We start from the raw sequence: 26,440 nt of genomic DNA, 5'->3' as shown, positions 1-26,440 counted from the left end.
GAAGCACTCCCATAGAGAGGGTCTATGGGAGGATCGATGTGGTATCGGGCGCCCGGATCGGAGTTCCTCAGGAGGACGCGGGTTTGTCGCGCGGCCAGTGCGTCACAAGATCGACGAACGCCTCGGCGGCGGACGACAGGCCGCCGGGCAGCCAGACGAGCACCCCGCGCCGGGTCAGCGGCGGGTCGATCCGCGCGACCACGGCGCCGAGGGCCTTTGCGTCGAGTGCGAGGTTGCGCGGCAGGAGACTCGCGCCGGCGCCGGTGAGAACAAGAGGGACGATGGCCGCACGGTGCGTGGTCTCGACCGCGATGCGCGGTGGTGCTCCGACGAGCGCGAGAACGTCATCGAGAACGCTCCTGGTGGTCGTCCCACGAGGTGTGGTGACGAGGTCGAGGTCCGCGAGCCGGCGCACGGAGAGCGTTTCGGAGTCGGGTGCCGAGGCCGCAGGAGGTAGGACCGCCATCATCTCTTGTTCGGGAAGCCGCAAAGTCCGAAGGCCCGCAGTGGAGATATCGTGTTCGGTCAGCCCCAGCTCACACTGTCCGCGGCGCACGACGTCGATGACCGCGGCGGCATTCTCGGGGTCAGTGACGCTGAGTTCGATACCGGGGTACCGACTCCGGAACGCACCGACGAACTCCGCCAGTGGATCGACGGCCAGGGTCGTAACGGCGACGATGTCAAGCCGTCCGGACACCAGCCCGGTCACCCGCTCGGCTGCGGCCTGCACTCTGGTGAAGTCGCGGAGTACCTGCCGCGCCGGTTCCATAAGCGCCTCACCCACGGATGTCAGCACCACGCCGCGGCCGAGACGCCGGAAGATCGGAGCGCCGATCTCCCCTTCTAGGGTCGAGATGGCATAGGACAGCGACGGCTGTGCCACCGCCAGTGCCCTCGCGGCCCCCGTGAAGCTTCCGTGGCTCGCGATGGCCAGGAAGTACTCCAGGTGTTTTCGCTCCATGCTGGGATCCTCCGTCGGGCCGCACGCTGGTGACGACGACCTCAGCGAAGGCCGACCAGTGTGGGAGGTCGGTGCGCACGGCCGGGGGCTAACTGCCTGGCATTTACGACAAACAGTAACAAATAAATTAAAGGGCAATCCCGTGAAGTCCGACGGAGCGTGGACCCATTCCATGGGTTGTGATGCGTGCTCCCGCGCACATGATGTGCCCCGGCTCTGGTGCAGGCCGCGTTACCTGCCTCCGGCCCGGCCGGGCTCGGTGGTCTGGCCCGGCGCCTCGCCGGCGTCGCCCCCGGCGCGCTTGACCCACTACCGCAGCGCCTCGGGGTGCACCGCACCCTGCGATGAGACTCGACCAAGACCACAGGGCAATGACTAGTCGATCACCGGTTGCTTTGCGGCTCAGGGCAGCGTCGGGTCTACAGGGACTGCAATGGACGGCAGCAGGCCAACCCGCCTGTCCGCGCTGCTCGGCGTGTGAGCGCGTGGCTGTTGACGATCACAAGATTCCTCAGTTTTGAAGGCGCGGAGATCACGAACTTCCCATGGGGCCGGGGTGCGTGTCGTGGTGGACCTGGCCATCATGAACGGACAGGCTCTCCTCGCTTGAGGTTCAGCGTGGAGGGGGAGCCGATGGCAAGGAGACGTTTCGACATGGTGGAAATCACTGAGCTCCTCAGAGCACGTGTTGGCCTGGTCGGTGTTCAGACGCGCTCACCAGGCACGGGTCCGGCGATGTCACTATCGCGGTGAGGCACTCTGAAAATGAGGCGCTCTGAAAATCACGCCAAAACGGAAGTCCAACTAGAGCATCCGGATCACGAGTCAATCGGGATTGACAGGCTGCGCTCCCTGTGCGCGATGCGGCTTTGCAGGCAGCCGCATCGCGGCGTTCCTCGATTGCTGGAGCGGTTGCTCCTGGACCCCCTCCGTCTAGGTTGTGGCCTTTCATTTCTTGTTACGAAGGGCCTTTTCCAGCTGGGCCTTGGTCATGTTCGAGCGTCCACGTATGCCTGCCTTGCGTGCGTCCTCGTAGAGTTGTTGCTTGGTCCGCCCTCCCGGGCCGGCTTGGTTCCCGGAGCGGCGTCCACCTCGACGTTCGGGTGAGAGGTCCTCGGTGGCGGTCCTGCTGCGCTGGCTGGCCTCGCCCTGCTGTGCGCGTTCTTTGTTCACCGTCCGTGCGGCGATCTCCTCGGCACGCTCGGTGCTGGATCCGCGATCTTCTGTCTGCCGTTTGATGTGCTCGTATTGGCGCTCCCGCTTGCCAGTCCACGCCTGACGGGGCATCTCCTCCACCCACCTTCCAAGCTCGGTTGGATGTTTGAGGCTCTAGACACTGCTACTGACGACTGGCCAACTACCCGAACTGGGCCCCGCATACGTGCCACGTCGGCCCCCCGGCCCTGGCCACCTCGAAGACTCAGCCGGGCGCTGCTCCCCATGGGGAGCAGCCAGACCGCCTTCAACGTCTCAGGGGCGGGACACCGGGCCTGCGGGTTGACGATTACGCCTCGGGGCCTCGGGTAGCTGCGGCGTCACGATGTCTTAGAGAGTCCCACTCCAGAGAGGAAACGGTAGCCATGTCTGAGCTTATTGAGACGGTCGAGGTTAACGTTCCCGTGCACACCGCCTACAACCAGTGGACTCAGTTCGAGGATTTCCCGCATTTTATGTCGGGGGTCTCCCAGGTCATTCAGCGCGACGACACACATATGACGTGGACGATCGACATCGCAGGCCAGGAACGGGAGTTTGCCGTCGAGATCACTGAACAGTACCCCGATGAGCGTGTGGCCTGGCGTACGACTGACGGCACCACGCACGCGGGCGTGGTGACCTTTCATCACCTCTCGGAAGGCTGGGCCCGCGTCACACTTCAGCTCGACACGGTCCCCGAAGGGGTCGCCGAGCAGCTCGGGGACAAACTCGGCCTGGTCAAGAGCCGAATCAAGGGTGACATGAAGCGGTTCAAGGAGTTCATCGAGCAGCGCAGGACGCCCACAGGAGGGTGGCGCGGCACAGTCGGCGGCTCCTGACCCTTACCGCGCAACGTCGATGACACGAGCAGCGCATCGTGGCGAAGCTTTCGAAAGGAACGGAGGTTTGGCGTCCTTGCCATTACCGCGGAGGAGGTAGCAGGGTGTCCGATTCTGAAACCTTCCTAGGTGCCTTGGGGCGCGCCGAAACGAACACGGCGGACGAACATCGGAAGCGCGTCGCCGCGTGGCTTTGCGAGGAGATCGATGAGGGACACCTTGACCTCCCATTACCCGGTCATGGCAACACATGGCAACGGTGGGCGATACTACGCGACCTCGCACGCCGCGACCTCTCACTTGTGCGTCTGGCCGAGGGGCACGCCGACGCGGTGGCTATCTTGGCCGAACTCAAAGCCTCACCCCCCGAGCCGGGGTCCGTGTGGGGTGTGTGGACGGCGCATCCACCAGGACCCGACCTTCATGCGCAGTCGGAGGGTTCAGGGTGGCGGCTGAACGGCGTCAAACAATTCTGCTCGGGTGCGCGTGTCTGCACTCACGCCCTGGTCAGTGCGCTTGTCAGTGAGGCAGAGCGGCAGCTGTTCGCTGTGCGTGCCGAGGCCGCTGTCGCCGCGCCGGATACGTGGGCGGCAGCCGGGATGGCAGCCAGCGACACGCTGACTCTGATCTTCGATGATGTTGCGGCAGAGCCGGTCGGGCGGGTTGGCGACTATATCGCGCGCCCTGGATTTCACCACGGCGGCATCGGTGTGGCCGCATGCTGGTACGGCGGCGCGCTCGCCGTCTCCCAGCCGCTGGCCACCCAGGCGGCGAGCGGCAACGCTGATGTCCAGACGCGGGCACGCTACGGCGCTATTGACCGCGAGTTGTATTCCGCCGAGACGGTGCTTCGTAGAGCGGCCGAGGAGGTCGACGCCGACCCTGAGGACTATGAAGCAGGGGCGAAGATGCGCGCCATGCGAGTCAGGGCGGTGGTGGCCTCAGCTTGCGCTGGGGTGCTGCGCCACACCGGGGAGGCACTTGGCGCGGGGCCGCTCGCCTTCGATCCGCACTACGCGCACGCGGTCGAAGACCTGGCCGTGTACCTTCGCCAGCACCGTGGCGACCGTGACCTCGCTGGGCTCGGAACGGCTGCGGCCGCGCACGAAGGGGGCACCGATGTCGAGAGCTAGTGAAAGGACCCGTCGGCGCCCCATCGGCGCCGAGGGGACATCTGAGAGCGAATGGCGGACGTGGCCGACGCTCGCGGAGCTGCCCACGGTGGAGCTTTCCGGAGTTCGCAGCGTGGTCGTGATAGCTCCGCACCCCGACGACGAGGTGCTCGGGTTCGGCGGCGGCCTTGCTCTGTTGGCCGGCTTCGGCGCCCAGCTTCGTATCGTCGCCGTGACTGAGGGCGAGGCTTCACATCCCAACAGCACAACTCTCACCCGGGGGGAGATGGCCCGACGGAGAGAGGGAGAGCGGGCCAACGCACTGCACCACCTCGGCGTCGACGCTGAGGTGGTGCAGCTCTGCCTTCCCGACGGCGCGGTCGCCACCGCCGAAGTGGAGGTGGCCACACGGCTGAGAGCGCTGTGCGTGGAGTTTGATCTGTGCGTAGCCCCGTGGAGGGCGGACCTGCACCCTGACCACGACGCGGTCGGCCGGGCTGCCCATCTCGCATGCGCCGCCGCCGCAACCCCGTTGGCGCGTTACCCCGTGTGGATGTGGCACTGGGCGCGGCCGGGCCAGCCCGAGGTGCCCTGGCACGAGGCGCACCAGATTGTGTTGCCCGAGTATGTGCGGCGTCGTAAGTGTGCAGCACTGGGCTGCTTCACATCGCAGATTGCTCCGCTCAGCGAGTATCCCGAGGACGCGGCGACTCTCAGCCCGGAAATGCTCGCCCACTTCTCCCGCGACACTGAGACGGTCTTCTGGTGACGGTCGGAAACAACTATTTCAACAGGATGTATGCCGAATCCAATGACCCCTGGAGCTTCAATGCCCGTTGGTACGAGCGCCGGAAGCGGGCCCTCACCGTGGCGTCGTTACCGCACGAACGGTACCACCGCGCATTCGAACCGGGGAGTTCGATCGGCGCGCTGACCCGGGAATTGGCGGAACATTGCGATTTCCTACTTGCATGGGAGGGGGCACCTGCCGCGGTGGAACAGGCCAAACGCGCCCTGGTCGACCTCGAACACGTGCACCTGGCCCAAGGCCGCGTTCCCTGGGAGTGGCCGGAGGGCGACTTCGACCTGATCGTGCTGTCAGAATTGCTCTACTACTTCGATGACGCCGACTTGGCCGCCATTCTCGCGAGGTCAGTGGACTCGCTCCGCCCGGAGGGAACACTGGTAGCGGTGCACTGGCAGCATCAGGTCGAGGAGCATGTCCGCTCCGGCGAGAACGCCCACGCCGCATTGGCAGCGTCCCCCAGGCTGCACCACGTGGTCGGGCACGTCGAGGCGGATTTCCTTCTCGACGTTTACACAGTGGGCTCTGGCCCAGCGAGGTCGGTTGCCGAGAGTGAAGGCCTGGTGTGATCCGCGCCGCCGCAGTGGCGGTTCCGGCCCATGATGAAGCCAGCGTGATCGTCCCCTGCCTACGCGCCGTAACCGCCTCCTTGGCTTCGTGCCGCCTGGCACCCGAGCGGCAGCATCTGGTGGTGGTGGCTGACGCGTGTAACGACGCTACTGCTGCCATTGCCCGTGGCATGGGCGCGCACGTGGTGGAGATCGCCCATCGCAGTGTAGGGGTGGCGCGATCCGAGGGGATGCGCTACGCGCTCGGTATTACCGGGGTGCGCTCAGCGGAGGAAATCTGGCTGGCCACGACCGACGCCGACAGCCTCGTCCCTCTCCAGTGGCTACCTGAACAGTTGCGATACGCCGACGCCGGGTGGGACGCAGTCGCGGGCACGGTCGTCGTGCAGGACTGGTCCCAGCGCCCGCCCGGTCTAGCCGAAGCATTCGCGCAACGTTACCGCGCCGGTCGTTTTGAACACCCGCATATCCACGGGGCCAATCTCGGCATACGGGCCTCGGCCTACCTTGCCTCCGGAGGGTTTCGCGGACTCGCCTGCTCGGAGGACAGCACCCTGGTCGCCGCACTGCGTGCCCGCGGCCACAGCATCCGCCGCCCCTCCGACCTTTCGGTACTCACTTCGGCGCGCCCAGACGCGCGTGTGTGTGGTGGCTTCGGCGATACGCTCACCTGCATGGTGAACGAAATCGGGCTGTGATCTGCTTGTGGTGCTCCTCGGGCTTTCACTGAGAGCGTGCCCGCCGACCCCTCTGAACATGCGGAAGGTGCTCCTGAACTGGGACAGTAAGGATTGCCAAAACCCTTGTCCCCACGCGAAACGTAAGGGTTCAGGGGGATGGAGGGGGCAGACATTCCCGGTGAACAGCTCGTGGAGCTTGTCCATCGCGGTCTGCTCGGTGACCGAGGGAGCTGACAAGCCGCTGAAGTACCCGCACATGTTCCGTGTGGCCGGCCTGCTCCAACGACGGATTGCGAGAGCCGGATCACCTCGCTCTGCCGCCAGACGCCGCCGCGGCCGGCGGCGTGGTGAGGGTGCGCTGAACCATGGTCGCCGGAACAGCACTCGCCACCCTCGGGATCAACGTCGCGGCGGCGGCCGGGCGCCGAGGCACCGCGTGAGGTCGCCAGCGTCGGTCTCGGCACAGTGCGCGCGGCGTAGCTCACGGGGAGTGACTCCGAACCGTTGCCGGAACGCGGTACTGAACGCGCTGGCCGAACCGAACCCCGTGCGGTGAGCGAGTTCGAAGATGGGCGTGCCGCGGTAGGCCTGGATGGTGAGCCGGTCGCGTGCCAGGACGAGCCGTTCTTCTCTGATCAGCTCACGTGGAGTGGTTCCCGCTGCCTGCATCGCCAGTTGGATCTGGCGCAGCGACCACCCCAGGGCGGCACCGATGGACGCCCCCGTCAGATCTCCCTCCTCTCCCCTCCGTGCTCACCGAAGGCGGGCCGGTCGTCGTGCAGCGCACATTCGAACCCGGGGCCTATCTCCGGGCGATCGAGAAGTATCGGTGCACCTTGACCTTTGGGGTCCCGACCATGGTGCAGATAGCCGCGCAGCTACCCGTCCGCGAGCAGCACCGACCTGAGCAGCCTCCGCGCCATCGTCTACGGCGGGGCCCATGACCGAGACCGCGCTGCACGAGGCCAGGGGCGTTTACGGGGACATCCTGCTGCAGATCTACGGGCAGAACGAGGGAGCCCCGCTGACGTACCTCCCGCCCGACGATCACCTCGCGGAGGGCGGCCGCTGGCTGCGTTCGGCCGGTAAGCCGACCCCGAATGCGCGAATCACCGTCGTCGACGAGGAAGGCGCGCCTTGCCCAAGGAGAAGTCGGCGAGGTCGCCGTCGCGACCCCGAACGCGTTTGTGTCGATCTGTGCTTCTATCAGCGGTCATGCGGTGCCTTCGGACCCGGTGACACCACCCCCGGATCATCGGTTACAGGGGGGCCAGTCATGCCGAGCCGAAGGCCGGGAGCCCCATTGCGGGACCGTTCTAAAAGGTAATGGGGGTGGCCGCCCACGTGGGCGGCGGGCCGGAGCTGGAAGACATCTGGCGCCATGGCCCCGCCGCCGGCCATCCCCGGGGCTATGCCTTGGTGGCCGCGGCGGTGGATCTGGCCCGCACCGGCTTGTCGGCGCCGCTGAGCCGGGGCCGGATCGAGGAGGCCGCCGAGCTTTACCTGCCGCCCCCGCCCCCGGCGGCCGAGGCCGCCGAAGCGGCGTGGGAGGGGGCCACGTGGGTGCGCCATGAGGTGGCCAGCCTGCTGGTGCCCGCCGACCACGGCCAGGAGCGCTGGCGGGCTTTGGACTACCTCATGCGCGAGGAACCGGTGCCTGCGGCGGTGTTGTGGCGAGCGGCGCTCGACTGGGCAGGCGACGAGGACCGCTTCGCGATCGGCGTCACCTCCTACACCGACGGAGACCACGCCGTGGCCGAGACCGCCTGGCGCCGCGCCGCCGAGAACGGGGTCACCGAGGCGATGTACAACCTTGGCGTGCTGCTGCAGGAGGATGGGCGCACCGGCGAGGCCGAGCAATGGTGGCGGCGGGCGCCGATCCTGCCCGGGTTCACCTTCAATGAGGGCCGCCACACCCACCGCACGTGGCTGGCCGAGGACGGGGTTCCCGAGGTCGCGCGGGCGGCCCGGTTGGGGCATCGGATGCGGGGGATGGGCGAGGTGTATGAGCACGTGACCCCGGCGATGAGGAGCAGGTGCGCACCATCGTGGAAGACCGCTGGCGCCGCAGCCTGCAGGCGCTGAAACCGCCCGAGCGCCAGTGGATCGTGGAGACGGTTCCGCGGCTCGGCGAGTACTACCGTGCACCTGATGAGCAGGAGGCTCCGTGACGGAGCCAAGGTAAGTTCGTCTCCACGGCTGTCGACGCACGAAAAGGAAAAAGGCCGCCGAAGCGGCCTTTGACCTGCGGTGATACTGGTGGGCGATACTGGACTCGAACCAGTGACCTCTACCGTGTCAAGGTAGTCACGCCGTTCCTGTGACCAGTTCGTCTTGGTTTCCGGGCAGGTCAGGTGGGTCTCTTGGGAGCCGTTCGCGGCCGTTGGGAGAGGGTGGGCGCGGTTCTTGTCTCCCACTCGTCTCCCAGCGCGCCGGGCGCGCAGCGCTGTCTCCCACGCGGATCCGGCGTTCCACCTCTCATCACGCGCTGTAGCGCGGCCGTGTGCGGCTCCCTCACCGTTCCTTTCACCTGGGAAAGAGTGAGTGACCCGCCATGCACACCTCACCCGTCTCGCGGTGGACCACCGTCGCGACCGTCTGTCTGCTGGCCGCGATCGCCGCGGTCGTCTCCTACGCCCACATGTTCGAACTCACGCTGCGCCACGGTGAGCTCGCCTGGCGCGCCGGCCTGTTCCCGCTGTCGGTCGACGGCATGATCGTCGCCGCCTCCATGGCATTACTCAGTGACGCCCGCCAGGGAAGGCGCGGGGGAGTGCTGCCGTGGAAGATCGCATGATCCGATTACCTGTCATACAGCACGAGGGGGCAAGCGAAGATCGACGCGACGCGTCTCGGCACTTGGTGTCTCCGACTATCGGATTAGAAGTTCTCCGTCCACTCGGCACAGCACGGTAGTGCCGCTGCGTACGTCCTATGCCAGGGTTGCCCCCGATATACGAGCACCAATGGAGCACCGGGCCGCTCGTCACTGCGACACGGGAAGGGGAGACGCACTTTCCGCTGCCCAACCCGGAGACCCGGGCCGCGTACGGTTCTTCCTATCGCCCGTTGCTGAGGACTTCCCCGAGGAGCGTTGGGACTGTTGGTTTCACTCCGCGCGGAAGCCAGAGCAAGCGCCGCTGCCTCACGACGGCGCAGACCGCCTACTACATGGGACCAGAGAGTGGCGAGAATAGATGATCGTGGTTGGCTGGTAAATTATCATCGTGAGGGCTACTTGAGGGCATAGGACAGAAAATGATCGTGGACAGTGCGGTTCTCCCACCACACCTTCACGGACGAACTCGGTAGTGCCCGGAAGCCCACGTGTGTCACGGCAATCTCGTCCTTGGCCCGAGAGACGGCCACGAAGAACTCCGATTTCGCTGAATCGCTCCAGAAAAGATCCTTTTCGACGCCCAGGACAACCACCTTCTGGAACTCCAGCTCCTTGCACTTGTGGATAGTCAGGATCCTCACGGCATCGAGTTCACTCAGCCGCTTCAGCGCTCGGATCGGATCCCCATCGACCGCGAGCTCTGTACCGAATGCATCCAGCGCGTCTTCGATGACATCATCAAGACGCGAGCCTTGCTCGTAGGACAGCGAGAGAATGCTTAGGACAGCGCGCGACAACAGGTCCAGGAACTCGAATATGACTGGGCGCCAGGCGGCCAGGTCCCCCTCGGCGAAGGATGCAACCCGGACCCGCGCCCGTGACCTGAGAAGGAGTCGCTTTAGTCGGCTGGCGAACTGAAGAGCCGTCTCTTCCCTCTATCAGCGGGCGATCCCTGTAGCCCTCACCCGCACAGCAGGGGTGAGCCCGTAGGCCTGTTTGACCATCCGGGGCGGGTGGCTCTGGTCGGCGAACCCGGTCAGCGTGTAACCCCGCTCAGCTGGTACCCGGCACGCGTTAGCGTTCGTGCCCGGTCGAGCCCGTCTGAGCCGGAACCGCGCGTTCGCTCACCGACTGCGACGTTCTCGGGGTTCCACAGCGGCCGCGGAACCCCGGAAATGTCGCAGTGGGGGCACAGATAGATCAACCACCGGATTCCGTGCCCCCGTTTGGTTCACGCGGTCGCCGCACGCGCCACGTAGACCTGGTTCAGCGGGTCGTCCGGCACCTCGTGGACGGTAACGTCCGCGAAGCCGGCATCGGCGAGCATCTGCCGGGCCAGCTCCTCGCCCCACACCGTGCCGAGCCCGGCGCCGCCCTGGGCGAGCGAGACGGTCATGCAGTGCAGCGTACTCACTGAGTACAGGAGCGGCCCCAGCGGATTGGCGATGTTGTTCTCAAGTCGGCTGGAGGCCTTGATGTCCATCATCAGGAACACCCCGCCCGGTACGAGCGCGCGGTGCACCCGCCGGAGGACGCCGGCCGGGTTGGCCTGGTCGTGGATGACGTCGAAGCCGACGATCGCGTGGAACGGCGGGTCGTCCGGGATCCGGGCGATGTCGAGGTTTTCGAACCGGACGTTCGTGATCCCGGCCTCGGCGGCCTCGGCGCGTCCGGTGGCTAGTGCGTCGTCGCTCAAGTCGTAACCGACGAAGACCGACTCCGGGAACTCGCGCGCAAGGACGACGGTGCTGTGGCCGGTTCCGCAGCCGATGTCGGCGACGCGGATTCCGCGATGGAGGTCGGTGGTCAGACCGTTGGCGGCCGACAGGATGGATTCGACGAGATGCTGGTCGAACGTCGCGCGGGAGAGTCCGTCCATGACCGTGGTGAATTCCGGCCGGAACCGCTCGTAGGGGATGCCGCCGCCGTCGCGGACCACGGTCGCCGCGTCGGCGACGTAGTGGGCGAGCAGCGTCGGCACCCGGCTCACCGGGGCCACGTTCGTCGCTCCACCCCCGGTGAGGCACAGGGCGTGCTCGGGCGGAAGCGTGTACCGCTCGGCGGCGGGATCGTATTCGACGAGGCCCCCGGTCACCAGCGCGCCGAGGCACTCGCGCGTGTAGCGCTCGGTGAGACCCGCCCGGTCGGCCACCTCCGCACTGGTCCCGGGGGCCTCGGCCAGTGCGTCCAGCAAGCCGGTCCGGTTGGCCAGGTCGATCATCAGCACGAGCATGCTCTCCACGTACGCCCCGAACAAGCGCTCGACGCACTGCTGGACCCGCTGCTCGTCGATCGTCGTCGCTGTCATGACAACACCTCCGGTTCCTCGGCGGTCGGTCGTTTCCGAGTCGGATTCAGCATGCGCGTCGGCGATACGCGACGACTTCCGCGAAACCACGCACCCGCCCGGCCGATCCGTGGGTGTTTCCACGCACCGCCGACCGCACCGGCAGGCGGCGCGCACGCTAAGAGCCGCGCGGGTGGACCAGCCCGTGCTCGAACGCGTAGCCTGCCGCTTCGGTGCGCGACGCGACGCCGAGCTTGCGGAAGATGTTGGCAAGGTGACGTTCGACCGTCCGCTCGCTGATCGCCAGTGCGCCAGCGATCCTGCGGTTCGCAAGGCCCGCCGCCACGCATGTGAGCACCTCGGCCTCCCGCGGCGACAGACCGCCGGGAAGCACGCCCTCGCCTGCGGCGTCGGCCTCGGGCGGCGTGACGAAATCACCCGCCGCGCCCGCCGCACCCAATTCCGCGAACACCGCTGACGCCGTGGCGCTCTCGCGCACCGCCGCGTCTCCGTCGCCTAGGGCGTGGAGCGCTCGCGCGAGCAGGCACCGGACTCGCGCCGCGTCGTATCGGGCGTCCAGTGCGCGCCACCGGCGCATCGCGTCCCGCAGCAGTGGCAGGGCGCGCTCCGCCTCGCCCATGACCAGTCGTGCCGTTCCCCCGGCCTGCCGCGCGGCGGCCACCAGACCGGCCGTGCCGTAGGTGTCGGCGACGTCCCCCAGCTCACCGGCGGCTCGGCGAGCCAGGTCGGCGTCTCCGGTGGCCGCCGCGACATCGACCTGTGCGCTGAGCAACGGCGCCCGACCGAGCGGCTGGTCCGTGCCGGACAGGGCGGTGCGAAGCTCCCTGGCGGCCGCATCGCCGCGCCCTTGGGCGAGCCGCAGCAGAGCCCGGCCCGGCTGCGGATCCCGGCCGAGCTCGTCCGCCCGATCGTAGGCGGCCTGCGCACCGGCGAGGTCGTCACGGAGTCGACACAGCTCTCCGAGTACGTAGTGGCCCTCCGCGACCACACCGACGTTCATATCGGCGAGGTCTCGGCACGCCTGCGCCGCGTGCTGCTCGGCGTCGCGCCACGCCCCGGCGAGGCGTAGCAGCTGCGCGCGGTGCACTCGGCAGACGCCGGCGAACATCGCGGGGCTGCTGTGCCTGTCGCACCAGCGCTCCGTCGCAGCGGTCCAGTCGCGGGCACGGCGGACGTCGGCCATTTCGATGAACAGGCTCATCAGCTGGCAGTACAGGTTGCCCACCCATTTGGGGGCGACCTCTCCCGCGCGTACTGGCAGCATCGCCTCGTCGAGTACCGCCAAGCCCGCGCCGACACGCCCCTGCTTGACGACGGCGATGCCCTCGGTGACGAGTCCGCCCGCGTACAGTGTGCGATCGTCGCACCGGTCGGCCACCTGGCGCATGTACTGGGCCGCGTCGAGCGCGTCCGCGAGCCTGCCCTGGTCCAGCGCTTCGGCAGCCTCGAGGTAGCGCAGGTAACCGTGTGCCCCGCACTCGGGCACGTCGTCGAGCAGGCGGGTGGCGCGACTGATCCACCCCGAGCCGATGGTCGGCTCGCCCCGGAGCAGCCAGAGGAAGCCGACCTCCACGGCGAGTTGCGCGGCTCGGGCTGCATCCTCGTGCTGCAGGTGGCCACGGTATACCTGCTCCGCCAGCGTCAGGGACTCGTCGTTGCGGCCCAGCCACCACGCCGCGTCGGCCAGCGCGGCCAGGTCGTCGATACCGAGTCCCCCGGCCTCCCGCGCGGCGCGGAACTGCGCATAGGCATCGTTCCAGCGAAAGTCGGCATAGGCTTCGCGTGCCTGTTCGAGCGGGGCCTCCACCAGCTGCCTCCCTACCTCGCACCCCGCGAACACCGCAGGCCGCCGGACGGTGTGCAACCCAGCGGCTGACGGGCTGGTGCCCGCTCCCATCTTGCCAGGCTAGTGACACGTCCCCGGCCGGGACAGCCCTCCACGCTGGCCCCGCACCGACCGTGGTCCCGCGCAGGGTCGGCCGTCCAAGGCGAACGGCATTTTCCCATGGCCGGCCATCACAGCTAGACGGTATGTAGGGAGGGTTCGCGGAAAGGCCGGGACCTCACGCGCACGTTGTCGTGGGTTGCTGACCAGGCAGAACCTGGACGGTAGTGCCTACATGTGCGGGAGGCCCCGGTGTCTTTCGCGCCTACGACCGTCGGGCTGGACGTGCACGCCCGTTCCACCACCGCGTGCGCGATCATCGACCCCACCGGCGAAATCACGACCACTCGCCTCAGTGGCGGCCATACCCAGATCCTGGACTGGATCCGCACCCTGCCTGAGCCGGTACGCGTGGCCTATGAGGCCGGACCCACCGGCTTCGCCCTGGCTGGGGCCCACATCGACTGCACAGTGGCGGCCCCGTCCAAACTGCAACGGCCTAGCGGCAAGCGGGCCAAGACCGACGCCCGCGACGCGCTGCACCTGGCCCGCCTGTTACGGCTGGACGAAATCCCCCGGTCACGGTGCCCAGCCCGGCTCAAGAACAGGAACAGGTCCTGCTCACCCAGGATCGCCGTGACCGGCTGGATGAGGCCATCGCACACGCGGCCACCGAGGGGGACTGGGCCCCGGTCATGGACCGGTTGCGGTGCCTGCGCGGGATCTCCACCGTCACCGCCTTTGGCCTGGCCACCGAGATCGGTGACTGGCACCGCTTCACCGGTTCCAGCATCGGCGCCTATGTCGTTGGCGCTTCTCATCATCGCTGCCGGGGTCTGCTCTCCTCATGTCACCCCTGCGTCGGCGTCAACAACCTCCCGGAACAGAACAAGGCGTGTCGGCTCACCACGTCGACAGTCGCCCGCGTCTGCACGTCGTCGAGGCGACCGCCGAGCCTGGGACGAACGTTGCCACGGAGACCGTGAAGCCCTCGGATGCGGTGCCTTTGATCCAACTGGAGGCCTGGCGCCGGGCGCTGGACAACCGACGCGCAGACGGGTCCCTCCCCACTGGCCGCGAGATCGCGGCCCGCTTCGACCACAAAGACCGTTGGGGGCGACTGATCAAGCAGTGGGAGCAGAAGGGGCGCTTCGACAAGGCGGTGGTGTAGCCGGCAGCCCATCGAGGGTGCGATCCAGGGGCCTTCACAGGTCGGACAGCCTGTCTCTGGGCGGCAGAGCGACTCGGCATGCTGGCCAATCGGGACCGCTACTCGTCATGGGCGATGGCGTAGGCGGTGCGGGCAGTACCGCAAGGGACGTAGGCCGCTCCGGTTCTTGAATTGGGGCCGGCCGCGCGCTGCGCGAGGAAGGACTCGTCCTCGACCTCGAACATCTGCGCGACGTGCACATCTCGGGCGACACGGCCCTGTTCGGCGGCGCGGCTTGAGCGCGGCCGTGATCGGAACCCCTCGCCGCAGGTGCCCGACGCGCTTGCCCGGGTCCTGCTCCTGGACGACGTCGAACGGGACCATTTGTTCCGCCTGGTGGCCGCACGGCCGAGGCCCCATGGGCGCCGGCGAGACGAGCGCGTCCCCGAACGGCTTCGGCACCTGCTGGTTGCCTTACAGGTGCCCGCGTTTATCGAAGGACGCGCGTTCGACGTGCTCGCGTCCAGTCCGTTAGCTGTGGCACTCTCCCCTTGCCTGCGCCCGGGCGAGAACCGTCTGCGCTCGCTTCTGCTCGACCCCGAGGAACAAGGACTTCCACACCGATTGGGATAGCGCGACTGCGGGTTTTGTCGCGGCGTTCCGCGGCTCCATCGGAGACGACACTGACGATGCGAGGAGCGTCGAACTCGTCGACGAGCTCTCGCAGGCCAGCGAGCGCTTCCGGGCACTGTGGGCACGCCATGACATTGGTCGGCTCGAGGGCGGAACCACGACCATCAACCACCCGGTCGTCGGCCCGGTGAGATTCAACCGCGACAAGCTTCCTGTCGGTGACCCCATCCTCGTCGTGTACTACCCCGACGATGACAGTGATGCCGCGGAGAAGCTCCGCATGCTCGCATCGCTCTCGAACGCCGCGCCCTCCGACCAGGCACAGCTCTCCGCGCCCCCGCCCAGCACGCTGAGTGGTCCGGCCGCACCGAGTAGGCAAGCGGAATCGTGACGGGTCGCCGCGGAGCACGGCGCATGCGAGAGGGACCCTGCCACTCCCTAGGATCACGGGGGCACTTCTCCGTTTCTGCGCGGCATCGGATGCTAATTGGGCACGACGCCTTTCGAGAGGACTAGCACGATGCCGAAGACCGTCCTGGTCACGGGAGGAACCGGCTGGATCGCTTCCCAGACCATCATCGAGCTGCTCGGACGCGGCTACGACGTCCGCGCCACAGTCCGGGACCTGAGCCGCGAGAAGGCCGTGCGCTCCCGAACCGAGCCCCACGTCGACGCCGGAGACCGGCTTTCCTTCGTCGCCGCCGAGCTGAGGAATGACGCCGGTTGGGAGGAGGCCATGCGCGGCTGCGGGAGCGTCATCCACATGGCGGCGCCCCTGGGAACCCAGGGCGCCGATGACCTCGCCACGATGGTCGACGTCGCCCGCGAGGGAACGCTGCGGGTGCTAAAAGCGGCCGTCACGAAATCCCCGACAGAGCCAGTTCCCGGTGGTCACTGGCATACAAGCGCTGGAGGGGGCTGCTGTGCTGGACCGGCGGGTGCCACGTGTGTGACAAGCCCTTACCACAGCAGCATCGTCCGGACACGAGCTAACGAAGTACTACTGGTAAGAGGGCCATGTGTGATCCCCGGGCGCGCCGCGTGCCGGGCCGCTGGGCCTGGCACGCGGCGCTTGTGGTCAGTCAGCCGATTCGACCGACAGGGCAACGTCCTTGCGCGCCCGCAGGTCTTCCAGCCGACTTTCCAACGCGCTGACGATCGGGGTCCATGAGTCGCTGCCCAGCGGCAGCCTCAGCGGGGCGGGAACCTGGTCCACGCTGTTGATCATGGCCGTAGCTATCCGGGCGGGATCGCCGGGAGCGTCGACACCGGCTTCCAGAGCCTGGCGGACGTCGGAGGCCGGGGAGATGTCGTAGGCGTCCAGCTTGGGAGGCAGGCGCAGGCTACCGCCCGCGAAGCTGGTGCGGGCGCCACCCGGCTCGACGATGGTGACACTGATGTTGAACGGGGCAACCTCTGCGGCGAGGGCCTCCGTAAAGCCCTCGATGCCCCATTTGGTGGCTTGGTAGAGGGTGCCGCCAGGTCCCGCCGTGTGGCCGCCCACCGAGGAAAGTTGCAGGATGCGCCCCCCGCCGTCGGCGCGGAGGTGCGGGAGCACGGCGCGGAGGAGCTGGATTGAGCCGACCAGGTTCGTGTCGATCTGGTGCCGAACCTGTTCGTCCGTGGCCTCCTCAGCCGCGCCGAACAAGCCGTAGCCGGCGTTGCTCACGACCACATCCAGTCGTCCGAAACGCTCGTGCGCGTCATCCACGACTTCCCGAATGCGGGGCGTATCAGTCACATCGAGGTGCCACACGTTGAACGCGTCGGGGTAGTCGGCGGTGAGGTCGGCCACTGCCTCCAGACGGCGAGCGGTGCCCGCCACACACTCCCCCCGCGACAGCAGCTGCTCAGCGAGCTTACGGCCGAATCCGCTGCTCACTCCGGTGATAAGCCATGTACGAGTCATGCCTTCAGTCTCATTCGCCCACGCGCATGCAGCCAGAGCCCTGCTGAGGGGGGTGCCAGTAGGGGCATTCATAAAGCCCGGGGCGAACCTACGATGGAGACGTGGACCAGAACAGGATCGGAGAGTTCCTGCGCGCCAAGCGGGACCAGACCCGGCCCGAAGACGCAGGCCTGACCATCACCAGCCATCGGCGGGTGCCCGGCTTGCGCCGCGACGAGGTAGCGCTCCTGGCGGGAATCAGCACCGAGTACTACACCCGCCTGGAACAAGGCCGCGATCGGCACCCCTCTGCTCAGGTTCTCGACGCCGTGGCCCGCGCCCTCACCCTCGACGCCGGGGCCACCGCCCACCTGCACACCCTCGCAGACCCGGCGCCCCGCCAGCGGCGGCGTGCACGGAGCCGGAGCGAGCGAGTTCGCCCCGGCCTCGCCCAGTTGATCAACACCTGGCACGACACTCCCGCCTACATCGAAGGCCGGTACCTCGACATTCTTGCCGCGAACCCGATCGCGATCGCGCTCTCCCCCGTCTTCGCCCCAGGGTCCAACGTGCTGCGTTCGGTGCTGCTCGACCCCGATGCCCGTGAGGCCTTTCCCGACTGGGAGGGCGCCGTGGCCGGTCTGGTCGCCCTCTTGCGCAGTACAACGGGTGCCGACCTCGACACACCGCGACTGACAGAACTGGTCGGCGAACTGAGCCTCAAGAGCGACCTGTTCCGGCGCCTGTGGGCGCGCCACGACGTACGTCCCCACCCCGGCCACGGTCCCTACCGCATCGACCATCCGCAGGTCGGCGACTTGCGGATGGAGTTCGACAAGTTCGCCGTCACGGGCGCCGAAGAGCAACAGCTGGTCATCTACCACGCCGAACCGGGAACCGAATCCGCGGAGAAACTCGCCCTCCTCGCCTCCCTCTCGCCCGGGAACGCTGATACGCCCGCTTTTGCACAGTCCGGACCGCGCCGGCGCAACGGCTGCTGACGATCCGGCCGCATCAGCTTCGGCCCCTCCTTCATTGCGAACCCAGACCTCGTCGAACGCCTCCGTTCCGGGTTCCCCATCTCACGGGATGATCAGGCCACCTGGTATCAGGGTGGGCGCGGCCCAGGTTTCGATCCACTCTTTGAGTTGGTCGGTCGAGCAGAACCGACCAGCGGGCGAGCAGGGTGGGCTGGATCAGGCCGAACCGGCGTTCAACCTGGTTGGGTCGGGAGGAGGTCCCGCAGGCGGGGGACAAGATAGGCCAGGCGGTCCAGTCCACTCCTCGGGTTGGGCGCGGATCTGACCGGTTTCGGTCGCGCCGTCATTGTCAACCCCGGTCTGGTCGAAGACTACGCACTGGCCTGCCGATCGCGCCCGCCGACGAGACCACGCACTACCAGGGCGGCGACGCAGGTCACCTCACCTACTCGGCCTACCGGTACGCGGTCTGACCGGAGTCGGCAGGAGAGCGGAACAGTGCGGTCTCGGCCGGGCCTCACCCTTCCATGGGAACGGCCAGGCTCACCCCCGTCAGGATCCGACAGGATACGCGCCTGATTGGGAGTAGTGACCGAACCCTCGCATCTCACATTTGCCCCTGACACCGGCGTCACGGTTTACCGTGCACGTACAGGTCCTGCCGGATCTGTGCCAGGACACCAAAGATGAGAACGAACAATGGATTCCCCTCAGGACAGGGCGGCCCCCACCGCGGAGACGCAACCGTCTGTGCGGACGGCACTCATCGTCGCCGGCCGGGTTTTCGTTCCCGCCAGGGACATCGAGACGTTCGTGGCCGAGGCGCAGGCGACCTATCCGATCGCTGCGGCGAACCCGGGCAACGTGCTGATCTCGTTCTGCGTGGACGACGCAGCGGCCGGAGCCGTCACGGTACTCGAGCAGTGGACGTCCCAGGAGGCGCTCGACCGACACCTCGCTACACCGGAGGTCATGGCGTTCTTCGCCAAATGGAGTCCCTACATGCGCAATGAAGTGCGCAAGTACGACACGCTCAACGAGAGAGATCCACGGGCCTGAAACGCCCGTCTCCGGGCTGGGCTGAGCCGACACCGACCCTGACAGCCCAGCCCGGAATATCGTTCGTCGCCGATCTGGGCCGGGCCACCGGCTTGCCGCACGCGACCGTGCGGCGGCCGGCGCTGGAACCGGTTGGTGCGGGGGTGCTCGACCGCACCGAAGACGGGGCGCTAACGGCCGGTATGGGGCTGTTTCGGCTAGGTACATGGTCGCCCCTCAGCGTGCCGCTGCGCACGGCGGCGCTGTCGTACATGGAGGACCTGCGTACAGCGCCTTAGGGACACGTGCAGCTCGCGGTGCGCGAAGGCGATGAGGTGGTGATCGCCGGACGGCTGTCCACCGTCCGCGCTGTCGGCGTCATCTCCCGTGTGGGCGGCTTCGCGGGTCGCGATATCCGCTTTCCACGCACGTGGAAATGAACCGTCGACGCCTCATCGCCCAACGCCCGAAGTTTCCGCAAACCTCATGATCAGCCGACGCCGGTGATCCGTTTGGCGTGTGCTGCCGCGGCCGCCTGCCGCACAGTGCTGTCGAACAGGAGACCGTCAAGGCCTACGTCTCCCGCATATCCTCACCAAACTCGGCCTGCGCGACCGCGTCCAGGCCGTCGTCTACGCCGACCGTCATGGCCTCGTGGCCTGGCCGCGAACCCCGCCCCCTGTCTCTCTCCGTGCCGGGCCGTCAGCGGCGCAGGCGGGCCGCGAGCCCGTCGAGAACGGCGCCGAGCTGTCGTTCGAACCTTCGGTCACCGTCGTCGCGGAGGTGCCCGGCGGCCTTGACCAGTTCGGCACCGTCGCCCAGCCACGCGTCACGCTCGGCGAGCGAATAACGGTCCGGGTCGGGGCCGGCCGACTGGTCCCGCTCCTGTTCCTCGATGACGAAGCCGACCACGAACGCGGTGACCAGGTCGAGGGCGTCGTCCGCCTCGGCGAGCGTGAATCCGGCCGCTGTCAAGCGCGCGAGCCAGGGCTCCTTCGCCTTCACCACTTCCGGATCGGAGATCCGCGTGCCGCTGAAGATGCGCGCCCCGTCCCGGTGGAGCAGGTACTCCGAGCGCAGGACGCGGGCGTAGGCGGCTACGTCGTCACGCCAGCTCTCCCCGGGAGGGATCCCCGAGAGCGCGTCGGTGACGCGGCGCATGACGACCGTGCTCATCTCGTCGAGCAGTTCCTGCTTATTGCGGACGTGCCAGTACAGCGCGGGGGCCGCTACGTCGAGCCGGGAAGCGAGCGCGCGGACGGTGAGAGCGTCCATGCCCTTGTCGTTGAGCAGCTCGAGCGCCGCCGCCACGATCCGCTCCCGCGTGATGCCCTTTGCCACGGTTGACACTTTAACAAAGTTCAGGAACTATGCGAGATAGCCGAATTGAACTTAGTTAAGGAGATTGTCGTGCGTGCCGCAGTCGTCAACACCCCCGAAGCGGCCCCCGTCTGCGCGGACTTCCCGGACCCGGAACAGCAGCCGGGCCGGCGGCCGCTGCGACTCGCGGGCGCGGGTCTGCACCACGTCGTCCGCGCACTGGCCTCCGGCCACCACTACGGCAGCGAACAGGCGTATCCCCTCGTACCGGGCGTCGACGCCGTGGCTCGGACCGACGACGGGCGGCTGGTCTACACGGGCCTCGCCCGGTCGCCGTGGGGCACGATGGCCGAATGGCTGGTCACCCCGTTTGAGGTGGAGCTGCCCGCCGGGGCCGATCCGCTCGCGGTCGCCGCCGGCATGAATCCCGCCATGTCGGGCTGGATGGCGCTGGCCGCCCGGCGCGCGGAGGCGGGCGAGCTGGGCACCGTGCTGGTGCTCGGCGCGACCGGCATGTCGGGCAGCCTGGCCGTGCGGGCGGCGCTGTCCCTCGGCGCGGAACGTGTCCTCGCGGCCGGGCGCGACCACGAGGCCCTCGAGCGGCTGCGCGGACTCGGCGCCGTCACCGTTGCCCTCGCGGCCGCGGCACCCGACGCCTGGACGGCCGCCCTCGGCGCGGCCGTCGCCGAGGCGCAGCCCACCCTCGTACTCGACTTCGTGTGGGGTCCTGTCGCCGAGGCCGCCTTCGCCGCACTGGCAAGTCCCGGCACGGACGACGACAGCGCGGCCATCGACTACGTGCAGATCGGCTCGCTCGCCGGAACCGAAGCGGCGCTGCCCGCGGCGCTGCTGCGCAGCCGGCGAATCCGGATCAGCGGTAGCGGCGCGGGCTCGGTATCGAAGGCGCAGATGATCGCCGAACTTCCCGAGATCATCGCCCGGTTCGCCGACGGCACCTTCGACGCGCCGTACACCGTCTACCCGCTCAGCCGCGTCGGCGAGGCCTGGTCGCACCAGGGACGCGCCCGCGCCGTCATCGTCCCGGACTGACCGGACCCGATTCGAGGAGAGGGGAGAACGGCATCGTGCAGAAGCGGGCATTGGTCGTCGGGCTGGGGATCGCGGGCATGTCCGCTGCGATCGGGCTGCGGCAAGCCGGCTGGACACCGGTGATCGTCGAACGGGCCCCGGAACGGCGAAAAGGTGGTTACTTCGTCGGCCTGATGCCGGAGGGCAGGCAGGCGGCCGTCGACCTCGGTATCGCCGGCTACCTGCACACCCGCAATCCGCCCGACGGCGGGAAGGCGTGGTCGCTGACCCGGCGCGGGAACCGTGAGCCGGGCGTGGGATTCCTGCACCAGCCGGGTGACCCCGCGGCAGTGGTCCGCGGCGACATCGAAGCCGCTCTCTGGCGGAGCACCTGCGGGGACACGACGGGCGAGCCCATCGACGTGCGGTTCGCGACGGCACCCGTCGAGATCGACGACACCGGCGGCGACGTGCGGGTGCTGTTCGAGGACGCCGGTACCGGCGCGCAGCACCGCGAGAACTTCGACCTGGTCGTCGGCGCCGACGGGCTGCGATCGCGCGTGCGCCGCATGGTCTTCGGCCCGCACGAGGACTACATGACGAAGTGGGACGCGATGATCTGCGTGTTCCAGCTCCAGGAACAGGTGCCGTCCTTCGCCGAGACGGACAGCATCATCAGTGCCCGCGCGGGCCGTGCGGTGTGGGTGTTCGGGTTCGCCGACCGGCCCCCCACCGTCCTGCTGACCTACCGCACCGAAGACACCCGGAGGCAGTTCACTGGATCCGCGATCCAGCGCCTGCGCACGGTTTTCTCCGAGATGGACGACCCCGCGGTGCGGCACGCCTTGGCGGCCCTGGAAAAGACGCCGGAGTTCCTGTTCGACTCGGTGCACCAGGTGAAGATGCCCCGGTGGAGCAACGGACGGGTCGCCCTGTTGGGCGACGCGGCGTGGTGTCCGAACCTCTACTCGGGAATGGGAGCCACAGCCGCCCTCCGAGGTGGCGCCGAGCTCGGCAGGGCACTGCTGGAGTCCCCGGACGACCTCGACGCCGCCCTGACCGGCTGGGAGTCACGGTTGCGCCCGTTCATCAGGAAGCACCAGCGAATCGCACGGTTGAAGCAGCAGATGTTCGTGCCGTCGAGCCGTCCCGTCGAGGCGCTTCGCTCGGTGGTCCTGCGCCTCGCGTGCACAGCGCGGGAGCGGAGGTTGGCGAAGGCCCGTGCCAGGACATCGGCATGAACAAGACAACAGTGCACGGCAGGCCGGCGAACCCGATCGGTGACCCTCCACGCCGTCCGTCCAGAACTCCGGGTCTGGAACATCTGCAGAGCAAAACGACCACGATGATCGCCCGCGTGATCTTCCAATTAGGGAATGTGAGAGGAACGCAGCAATGAGCGAGCACAGCCACTCGGAGACCTCCGCGCCAAACTCTTCGTGGGCACTGGTGACTGGTTCGACAAGTGGGATCGGTCACGCGACGGCGGTCGGCCTGGCCGAGGACGGGTACTCGGTCATCGTCACGGGTCGCGATCGAGACCGGGCCGCCGAGACGCGCCGATCCATCGAGGCCGCAGGCGGCCGCGCGATCGATCTGGTCGCCGACCTCGGCGATTCCGCAGCGGTGCGCGATCTGGTGGCGCAGATGCACGACGCCATGGACGGCCCGCTCGACATCCTGGTGCACAACGCCGGCGGCGGAGGTTTCGCGCCGACGGAGTCCACTCCGGAGGAGGCGTACGACGCGGCCTTCAACCTCCACGCCAAGGCGCCGTTCATCCTGACGGGCGCCTTCGCTCCGGCGATGGCCGAGCGCGGTCGAGGGGCCATCGTCAACATGGGGAGCTTGAGCACCTCGATGGCCGCTGCCGGCACGGCCGCCTTCCAGGCCTCGAAGGCGGCGCTCTCCATGATGACCAAGTCGTGGACGGCGGAATACGGCCCCCGAGGGGTGCGGGTCAACTCCGTCGATCCCGGCTTCATCCTCACCCCGGCGAACGAGGGCATCCGCGACATGTACGGGACCTACCTCGCCTCGCTGCCCGCCGGACGTGGCGGAAACCCCGAAGACGTCGCGAACGCTGTCCGGTTCCTCGTGTCACCCAAGGCGTCCTACATCAACGGCGTGACGCTGACTGTGGACGGCGGAAAGACCGCGGTCGTGCCTATGTGACACGTAACACCATGTCCGGTGCGATGCGGCAGCGGCAACCACCGCGGTGCGGTCAACTTCGAGACGTTCCCTGCCTGAACGAACGGTAGCGACGGTTGCTGATGTGGCCGAGGTCCTGGCACGGCGGGATCCGGGAGTCCCGCGTGCGGTCGGGCCGACGACGACTCGTGAGGTCGGCAGCTTGCCTGTGAAGCACAAAAGCCACGAATCGAGGATCGTGACCGCAACCGTTTCAGAGGAGCCGTGGGACAACGCGGACGGCGTTCGGCTGCGCCGGGCTACGAATGTCGAACCGGCCGCCCGCTATGCCGTGTCCGGCCAGGCGACCGGGCCGCCGAGCCGAGTTGCACGCCCTATCCCGATGGGCTGTGGATCGGCCAGTTCGATACCGAGCACGCGTTGCGGCAGCGGCTCGAGCAACTCGGCGGAGGCGTGGAGTTCGGCGCTGAAGCGGTCCGTCTTGACCAGGACGAGACCGGTGCCACCGTCGTCCTGCGCCCCTCCACAGGCGAACCGGCCGTCTGAGCCCGCTGCGTGGTCGGAGTTGACGGCAGTAGGCGCAGCATCAGCAAATTGGCCGGGCTGGCCATGGTCGGCGAGACCCACGAATAGCAGCGCTAGTACCCGGGCTACGTCACCGTGCCGACGCTGGACTGCAGCAACGTGCACATCTGGATGTCCGAACACGGCAGGCTCGGCCTCACCCCTGCCCGGCAGCGGCCTCGGGCGGTTCCAAAGCCCGATCCTTCCCGGTGCCGAGCCCGGAACCTGTCCCTGGCGCGGTACCAGCAGTTTTTCGCTAAACGCCGGTGAAGGCGCCCTGGTGCCGGCCATCGCCACCTGGCTGTCGGTGTAACAGGTGAACGTCCGCATGGTGGAGAACTACCGCACGGGCCCCCTGATCGTCGGAGACTCCCATGTCCACCCGTCCGCAGGCGGCCAGAGGATGAACTCCGGCATTCCGGGCGCCGACAACCTCGGTTGGAAACTCGCCGGTGTGGTCGGCGGCGGCGCCCTCCCGGGACTGCTGGACACCTCCGGCTTGAGCAGCGCACCGCCGCCCGCCCCCGGGGCCGTGCGGCGGTGCGGTGGTGCGGCGATGAACAGGCGGTTCAGCTGCGCCTAGGCACGGCGGCTCCGCCATACGATTCCAGAAAGGGCCATGAGCGCTTTATGCACACCAGTATTGACGACAGTCCGCCCGAATCGCCGGACGCAGGCAAACACACCCGCTGGAGCGCCCTCCTCTTCAGTCAGTTGGCCGCACTGATCGTGGTTAACGCCTTGGCTGACACGGTCATCCTGGCGCCGACCCAGGTCCTTCCTCGGATGCTCGAGCACTTCGGCACCGACCAGGCGGCGTGGCTGGGCTCTAGCGCGATGCTGGCGGGAGCGATGTGGGCCCCGCTGATCGGCAAGTGCGCCGACATCTACGGCAAACGCAGAATGCTCGTGATCTCGCTGCTCATCGCCTGCGTAGGCTCCCTCGTGTGCCTCGCGGCCCCCAACATCTGGGTGTTCGTCTTCGGACGCCTGGTGCAGGGAGCCGCCGTGGCGGCGATGTTCCTCTCGATGGCGATCGTCCGCGATCTCTGCGCACCCCGTATCGCGATGCCCATCGTCGGAATCGTGGGGACCGGCGCCGGCGTCCTCGGCATCGCCACCCCGTTCCTCTACGAGGTGCTTGCCGCGGAGTTCGGCTACCGGGTCGTGTTCGTCGCGGCGGCGTTGATCGCGATCATCGCGGTGATCGGCGTGCGCGCCCTCATCCCCAGATCCACGAACAAGACACCGGGCACCGTCGACGTCGCCGGAGCCGTTCTGCTCGGCGGAGGTCTGGCAGCGGTACTCAGCTACATCAGTCTCGGGCCGGAGTTCGGCTGGCTCGCCGTGGGACCGCTCATCGTGCTTGGCGGCGGCGCCGCGGCACTGGCCCGGTGGTTCCTGGTATCGAGCCGCAAGTCCGAGCCGGTGATCGACATCCGGAACCTGAACCGGCCGCTGGTGCTCACCCTCCTCGTGCTCGTACTCGGAGCCGGTGCGGTCCGGGCGATCGACCCGATCATCAGCATCATCGCGCACGTCTCGCCGGATGAGCAGCTCGGATACGGGCTCGCCGGTCCGGCCGGTACCGTCGGCCTGCTGTTCGGCTTGCCGGGGGTTGGAATGATGATCGCGGGGCCGCTGGCCGGATGGATCGCCACTCGCGTCGGACCGCCCGCGACACTGGCCGCCGGCGCGGCCATCGGCACGGTGGGCACCATCGGCATGTTCCTGGGGGCCACCGACCTCTACGCCGCCCTCTTCTTCTCCTTCCTGATGGCTCTCTCGGCGGGAGCGCTCATGACCTCCGGGTTCAACATGATGGCGATCCACGCGCGCGAAGAACAGCAGGCCGTCATGTCCAGCCTGGTCATGGTCATGTTGGCGATCAGTTCAGTGGTCATGACCTTCGTGGTCTCGGCGGTGCTCTCAGCCACCGACACGGTCGTCGCCGGAGAGAACGTGCAAACGGCGACGGGGGTGTACAGCAGTATCGGAGTTCTAGCCGGTTGCTACGTGCTCGCCGCTGTGGCCGCCGGCGTCCTGGTGCGGAGGCTGGGCATCACGTCGGCCTATCGCCTCTAGGGCGTGTGTGGCAACCGGGTCGTAGCGGGGTAACCAGCAACGAAACGGTAACCACGGGCGTGCCACCCCGAACTTGAACGAAAACCTCCAGTGAACGGCCCAACGACCAAGAAGACACGTCCGCCGGAGGCTTCGCTCGCATCGGCGCGATCCCCCGCGCCGCTGTGGTCTTGCTCCGATGGGACGCCGTCGTAGCCGGGCTGACGCTGCCGCGCAATTCCGGCGTGGTCGAAGGGACACGTGAACCGGCTCAAGATGCTCAAACGTCAGATGTATGGCCGCGCCAACCCCGACCTGCTGCGCAAGCGGGTGCTGCTCACTGCCTGATCGGAGCAGAGCGAGGCTTCACCGAATCCGTGCCAGAGCCCTCTACGTCGCCCTGCGGGACGAGGTGGAACCGG

31 protein-coding genes and 1 pseudogene are annotated in these 26,440 nt (G+C 67.8%); 22 read left to right on the top strand and 10 right to left on the bottom strand.

The genetic code is table 11. The features are described from left to right. Window positions 1-67 precede the first annotated feature (67 nt). Both F4561_RS17540 and F4561_RS17535 read right to left on the bottom strand, forming a co-directional pair. Window positions 68-964, bottom strand: a complete 897-nt coding sequence (locus F4561_RS17540) for a LysR family transcriptional regulator (RefSeq protein ID WP_184580421.1) — start codon at window positions 962-964, stop codon at window positions 68-70. Between the two features lie 948 nt (window positions 965-1,912). Next, a complete protein-coding gene (locus F4561_RS17535; RefSeq protein ID WP_221445524.1) occupies window positions 1,913-2,260 on the bottom strand; it encodes a hypothetical protein in 348 nt (115 codons plus the stop codon). Between the two features lie 284 nt (window positions 2,261-2,544). Between F4561_RS17535 and F4561_RS17530 the strand changes: the two genes are divergently transcribed. The 5 genes from F4561_RS17530 (at window position 2,545) to F4561_RS17510 (ending at window position 6,184) form a co-directional block, all read left to right on the top strand. Continuing rightward, window positions 2,545-3,000, top strand: coding sequence for an SRPBCC family protein (locus tag F4561_RS17530; protein WP_184580420.1), 456 nt, complete (start codon window positions 2,545-2,547; stop codon window positions 2,998-3,000). Between the two features lie 104 nt (window positions 3,001-3,104). Further along, the gene (locus F4561_RS17525) at window positions 3,105-4,133 is read left to right on the top strand and encodes an acyl-CoA dehydrogenase family protein (RefSeq protein ID WP_312885338.1); all 1,029 of its coding nucleotides are present in this window, start codon (window positions 3,105-3,107) and stop codon (window positions 4,131-4,133) included. Continuing rightward, window positions 4,120-4,881: a PIG-L deacetylase family protein gene (locus F4561_RS17520; protein ID WP_184580419.1), complete on the top strand. Its 762-nt coding sequence runs from the start codon at window positions 4,120-4,122 to the stop codon at window positions 4,879-4,881. Before F4561_RS17525 ends, F4561_RS17520 begins: the two co-directional genes overlap by 14 nt. After that, a complete protein-coding gene (locus tag F4561_RS17515) occupies window positions 4,878-5,486 on the top strand; it encodes an SAM-dependent methyltransferase (RefSeq protein ID WP_312885337.1) in 609 nt (202 codons plus the stop codon). Before F4561_RS17520 ends, F4561_RS17515 begins: the two co-directional genes overlap by 4 nt. Next, window positions 5,483-6,184 (top strand): glycosyltransferase family 2 protein, encoded by a 702-nt coding sequence (locus tag F4561_RS17510; RefSeq protein WP_184580418.1) that lies wholly within the window; start codon window positions 5,483-5,485, stop codon window positions 6,182-6,184. Before F4561_RS17515 ends, F4561_RS17510 begins: the two co-directional genes overlap by 4 nt. 381 nt (window positions 6,185-6,565) lie before the next feature. On the opposite strand, the gene F4561_RS17505 is transcribed toward F4561_RS17510, so the two are convergent. Further along, window positions 6,566-6,868 (bottom strand): helix-turn-helix transcriptional regulator, encoded by a 303-nt coding sequence (locus tag F4561_RS17505; protein WP_281384245.1) that lies wholly within the window; start codon window positions 6,866-6,868, stop codon window positions 6,566-6,568. Between the two features lie 238 nt (window positions 6,869-7,106). On the opposite strand from F4561_RS17505, the gene F4561_RS33995 reads away from it, so the two are divergent. The 3 genes from F4561_RS33995 (at window position 7,107) to F4561_RS17490 (ending at window position 8,963) form a co-directional block, all read left to right on the top strand. Next, the gene (locus F4561_RS33995; protein ID WP_184580416.1) at window positions 7,107-7,493 is read left to right on the top strand and encodes an AMP-binding protein; all 387 of its coding nucleotides are present in this window, start codon (window positions 7,107-7,109) and stop codon (window positions 7,491-7,493) included. 5 nt (window positions 7,494-7,498) lie between these two features. After that, window positions 7,499-8,251: a site-specific integrase gene (locus F4561_RS32650; protein ID WP_246437220.1), complete on the top strand. Its 753-nt coding sequence runs from the start codon at window positions 7,499-7,501 to the stop codon at window positions 8,249-8,251. 469 nt (window positions 8,252-8,720) lie between these two features. Next, complete coding sequence (locus tag F4561_RS17490) at window positions 8,721-8,963, top strand: DUF2637 domain-containing protein (RefSeq protein ID WP_184580415.1); 243 nt, start codon at window positions 8,721-8,723, stop codon at window positions 8,961-8,963. Window positions 8,964-9,400: 437 nt separating this feature from the next. On the opposite strand, the gene F4561_RS17485 is transcribed toward F4561_RS17490, so the two are convergent. The 3 genes from F4561_RS17485 to F4561_RS33740 all read right to left on the bottom strand — a co-directional run bounded on the left by F4561_RS17485 (window position 9,401) and on the right by F4561_RS33740 (window position 13,120). Beyond that, a complete protein-coding gene (locus tag F4561_RS17485; protein WP_184580414.1) occupies window positions 9,401-9,802 on the bottom strand; it encodes a 3'-5' exonuclease in 402 nt (133 codons plus the stop codon). 434 nt (window positions 9,803-10,236) lie between these two features. Then, complete coding sequence (locus tag F4561_RS17480) at window positions 10,237-11,313, bottom strand: methyltransferase domain-containing protein (RefSeq protein WP_184580412.1); 1,077 nt, start codon at window positions 11,311-11,313, stop codon at window positions 10,237-10,239. Window positions 11,314-11,470: 157 nt separating this feature from the next. Continuing rightward, window positions 11,471-13,120, bottom strand: a complete 1,650-nt coding sequence (locus tag F4561_RS33740; protein ID WP_184580410.1) for a LuxR family transcriptional regulator — start codon at window positions 13,118-13,120, stop codon at window positions 11,471-11,473. Window positions 13,121-13,435: 315 nt separating this feature from the next. Here F4561_RS33740 and F4561_RS33990 point away from each other — a divergent pair. The 3 genes and pseudogenes from F4561_RS33990 to F4561_RS17465 form a co-directional block, all read left to right on the top strand. Then, window positions 13,436-13,750, top strand: a pseudogene (locus tag F4561_RS33990) (hypothetical protein); the annotation flags it as partial. 32 nt (window positions 13,751-13,782) lie between these two features. Then, window positions 13,783-14,184 carry a hypothetical protein gene (locus tag F4561_RS17470; RefSeq protein WP_184580408.1) on the top strand — a complete coding sequence of 134 codons (402 nt, stop codon included), beginning with the start codon at window positions 13,783-13,785 and terminating at the stop codon, window positions 14,182-14,184. 20 nt (window positions 14,185-14,204) lie between these two features. Continuing rightward, a complete protein-coding gene (locus tag F4561_RS17465) occupies window positions 14,205-14,369 on the top strand; it encodes a hypothetical protein (protein ID WP_184580406.1) in 165 nt (54 codons plus the stop codon). 98 nt (window positions 14,370-14,467) lie between these two features. Here F4561_RS17465 and F4561_RS17460 read toward each other — a convergent pair whose 3' ends face one another. Further along, window positions 14,468-14,608, bottom strand: coding sequence for a hypothetical protein (locus F4561_RS17460; RefSeq protein WP_184584259.1), 141 nt, complete (start codon window positions 14,606-14,608; stop codon window positions 14,468-14,470). 70 nt (window positions 14,609-14,678) lie between these two features. On the opposite strand from F4561_RS17460, the gene F4561_RS33985 reads away from it, so the two are divergent. From F4561_RS33985 to F4561_RS33980, 3 genes are all read left to right on the top strand, one after another. Further along, window positions 14,679-14,981, top strand: a complete 303-nt coding sequence (locus tag F4561_RS33985) for an MmyB family transcriptional regulator (protein WP_376773665.1) — start codon at window positions 14,679-14,681, stop codon at window positions 14,979-14,981. Continuing rightward, complete coding sequence (locus tag F4561_RS32065; RefSeq protein ID WP_221446082.1) at window positions 14,884-15,372, top strand: MmyB family transcriptional regulator; 489 nt, start codon at window positions 14,884-14,886, stop codon at window positions 15,370-15,372. Before F4561_RS33985 ends, F4561_RS32065 begins: the two co-directional genes overlap by 98 nt. A 129-nt stretch (window positions 15,373-15,501) precedes the next feature. Further along, window positions 15,502-16,152 (top strand): NAD-dependent epimerase/dehydratase family protein, encoded by a 651-nt coding sequence (locus F4561_RS33980; protein WP_184580404.1) that lies wholly within the window; start codon window positions 15,502-15,504, stop codon window positions 16,150-16,152. On the opposite strand, the gene F4561_RS17445 is transcribed toward F4561_RS33980, so the two are convergent. Then, window positions 16,060-16,890: an SDR family oxidoreductase gene (locus F4561_RS17445; RefSeq protein WP_184580402.1), complete on the bottom strand. Its 831-nt coding sequence runs from the start codon at window positions 16,888-16,890 to the stop codon at window positions 16,060-16,062. The two genes, F4561_RS33980 and F4561_RS17445, sit on opposite strands and share 93 nt — an antisense overlap. Before the next feature lie 101 nt (window positions 16,891-16,991). On the opposite strand from F4561_RS17445, the gene F4561_RS17440 reads away from it, so the two are divergent. From F4561_RS17440 to F4561_RS33340, 3 genes are all read left to right on the top strand, one after another. Continuing rightward, window positions 16,992-17,870 (top strand): helix-turn-helix domain-containing protein, encoded by an 879-nt coding sequence (locus F4561_RS17440; RefSeq protein WP_184580400.1) that lies wholly within the window; start codon window positions 16,992-16,994, stop codon window positions 17,868-17,870. 678 nt (window positions 17,871-18,548) lie between these two features. Further along, a complete protein-coding gene (locus tag F4561_RS17435) occupies window positions 18,549-18,908 on the top strand; it encodes a putative quinol monooxygenase (protein WP_184580398.1) in 360 nt (119 codons plus the stop codon). Window positions 18,909-19,192: 284 nt separating this feature from the next. Further along, a complete protein-coding gene (locus tag F4561_RS33340; protein WP_281384100.1) occupies window positions 19,193-19,327 on the top strand; it encodes a hypothetical protein in 135 nt (44 codons plus the stop codon). Between the two features lie 262 nt (window positions 19,328-19,589). On the opposite strand, the gene F4561_RS17430 is transcribed toward F4561_RS33340, so the two are convergent. Next, window positions 19,590-20,228, bottom strand: coding sequence for a TetR/AcrR family transcriptional regulator C-terminal domain-containing protein (locus tag F4561_RS17430; RefSeq protein ID WP_184580396.1), 639 nt, complete (start codon window positions 20,226-20,228; stop codon window positions 19,590-19,592). A 69-nt stretch (window positions 20,229-20,297) separates the two neighbouring features. Here F4561_RS17430 and F4561_RS17425 point away from each other — a divergent pair, with 69 nt between their 5' ends. The 3 genes from F4561_RS17425 (at window position 20,298) to F4561_RS17415 (ending at window position 23,411) form a co-directional block, all read left to right on the top strand. Beyond that, window positions 20,298-21,257 carry a hypothetical protein gene (locus tag F4561_RS17425; RefSeq protein WP_221445522.1) on the top strand — a complete coding sequence of 320 codons (960 nt, stop codon included), beginning with the start codon at window positions 20,298-20,300 and terminating at the stop codon, window positions 21,255-21,257. 35 nt (window positions 21,258-21,292) lie between these two features. Then, the gene (locus F4561_RS17420) at window positions 21,293-22,477 is read left to right on the top strand and encodes an FAD-dependent monooxygenase (RefSeq protein WP_184580394.1); all 1,185 of its coding nucleotides are present in this window, start codon (window positions 21,293-21,295) and stop codon (window positions 22,475-22,477) included. Window positions 22,478-22,631: 154 nt separating this feature from the next. Further along, the gene (locus F4561_RS17415) at window positions 22,632-23,411 is read left to right on the top strand and encodes an SDR family NAD(P)-dependent oxidoreductase (protein ID WP_184580392.1); all 780 of its coding nucleotides are present in this window, start codon (window positions 22,632-22,634) and stop codon (window positions 23,409-23,411) included. Window positions 23,412-23,714: 303 nt separating this feature from the next. Here the strand turns inward: F4561_RS17415 and F4561_RS17410 are convergent, their stop codons facing one another. After that, window positions 23,715-24,284: a hypothetical protein gene (locus F4561_RS17410; protein ID WP_184580391.1), complete on the bottom strand. Its 570-nt coding sequence runs from the start codon at window positions 24,282-24,284 to the stop codon at window positions 23,715-23,717. Here F4561_RS17410 and F4561_RS17405 point away from each other — a divergent pair. Together F4561_RS17405 and F4561_RS17400 are read left to right on the top strand one after the other, a co-directional pair. Then, window positions 24,283-24,537, top strand: coding sequence for an FAD-dependent monooxygenase (locus F4561_RS17405; protein WP_184580389.1), 255 nt, complete (start codon window positions 24,283-24,285; stop codon window positions 24,535-24,537). The genes F4561_RS17410 and F4561_RS17405 overlap by 2 nt on opposite strands. Before the next feature lie 47 nt (window positions 24,538-24,584). Further along, window positions 24,585-26,039, top strand: a complete 1,455-nt coding sequence (locus F4561_RS17400; protein WP_184580387.1) for an MFS transporter — start codon at window positions 24,585-24,587, stop codon at window positions 26,037-26,039. Window positions 26,040-26,440: the final 401 nt, after the last annotated feature.

It is taken from the genome of Lipingzhangella halophila (genome assembly GCF_014203805.1).
GTDB classification, from domain to species: Bacteria; Actinomycetota; Actinomycetes; order Streptosporangiales; family Streptosporangiaceae; genus Lipingzhangella; species Lipingzhangella halophila.
Note: the sequence above shows the minus strand (reverse complement) of the source record. Positions and strands in the feature narration are given on the sequence as shown.

What these genes read in the sequence shown, in the direction of transcription:
- F4561_RS17540 (WP_184580421.1), bottom strand. Translation starts at nt 964, where the DNA reads ATGGAGCGAAAACACCTGGAGTACTTCCTGGCCATCGCGAGCCACGGA.
- F4561_RS17530 (WP_184580420.1), top strand. Translation starts at nt 2,545, where the DNA reads ATGTCTGAGCTTATTGAGACGGTCGAGGTTAACGTTCCCGTGCACACC.
- F4561_RS17520 (WP_184580419.1), top strand. Translation starts at nt 4,120, where the DNA reads ATGTCGAGAGCTAGTGAAAGGACCCGTCGGCGCCCCATCGGCGCCGAG.
- F4561_RS33995 (WP_184580416.1), top strand. Translation starts at nt 7,107, where the DNA reads ATGACCGAGACCGCGCTGCACGAGGCCAGGGGCGTTTACGGGGACATC.
- F4561_RS17490 (WP_184580415.1), top strand. Translation starts at nt 8,721, where the DNA reads ATGCACACCTCACCCGTCTCGCGGTGGACCACCGTCGCGACCGTCTGT.
- F4561_RS17480 (WP_184580412.1), bottom strand. Translation starts at nt 11,313, where the DNA reads ATGACAGCGACGACGATCGACGAGCAGCGGGTCCAGCAGTGCGTCGAG.
- F4561_RS33980 (WP_184580404.1), top strand. Translation starts at nt 15,502, where the DNA reads ATGCCGAAGACCGTCCTGGTCACGGGAGGAACCGGCTGGATCGCTTCC.
- F4561_RS17445 (WP_184580402.1), bottom strand. Translation starts at nt 16,890, where the DNA reads ATGACTCGTACATGGCTTATCACCGGAGTGAGCAGCGGATTCGGCCGT.
- F4561_RS17435 (WP_184580398.1), top strand. Translation starts at nt 18,549, where the DNA reads ATGGATTCCCCTCAGGACAGGGCGGCCCCCACCGCGGAGACGCAACCG.
- F4561_RS17415 (WP_184580392.1), top strand. Translation starts at nt 22,632, where the DNA reads ATGAGCGAGCACAGCCACTCGGAGACCTCCGCGCCAAACTCTTCGTGG.
- F4561_RS17405 (WP_184580389.1), top strand. Translation starts at nt 24,283, where the DNA reads ATGGTGGAGAACTACCGCACGGGCCCCCTGATCGTCGGAGACTCCCAT.
- F4561_RS17410 (WP_184580391.1), bottom strand. Translation starts at nt 24,284, where the DNA reads ATGCGGACGTTCACCTGTTACACCGACAGCCAGGTGGCGATGGCCGGC.
- F4561_RS17400 (WP_184580387.1), top strand. Translation starts at nt 24,585, where the DNA reads ATGCACACCAGTATTGACGACAGTCCGCCCGAATCGCCGGACGCAGGC.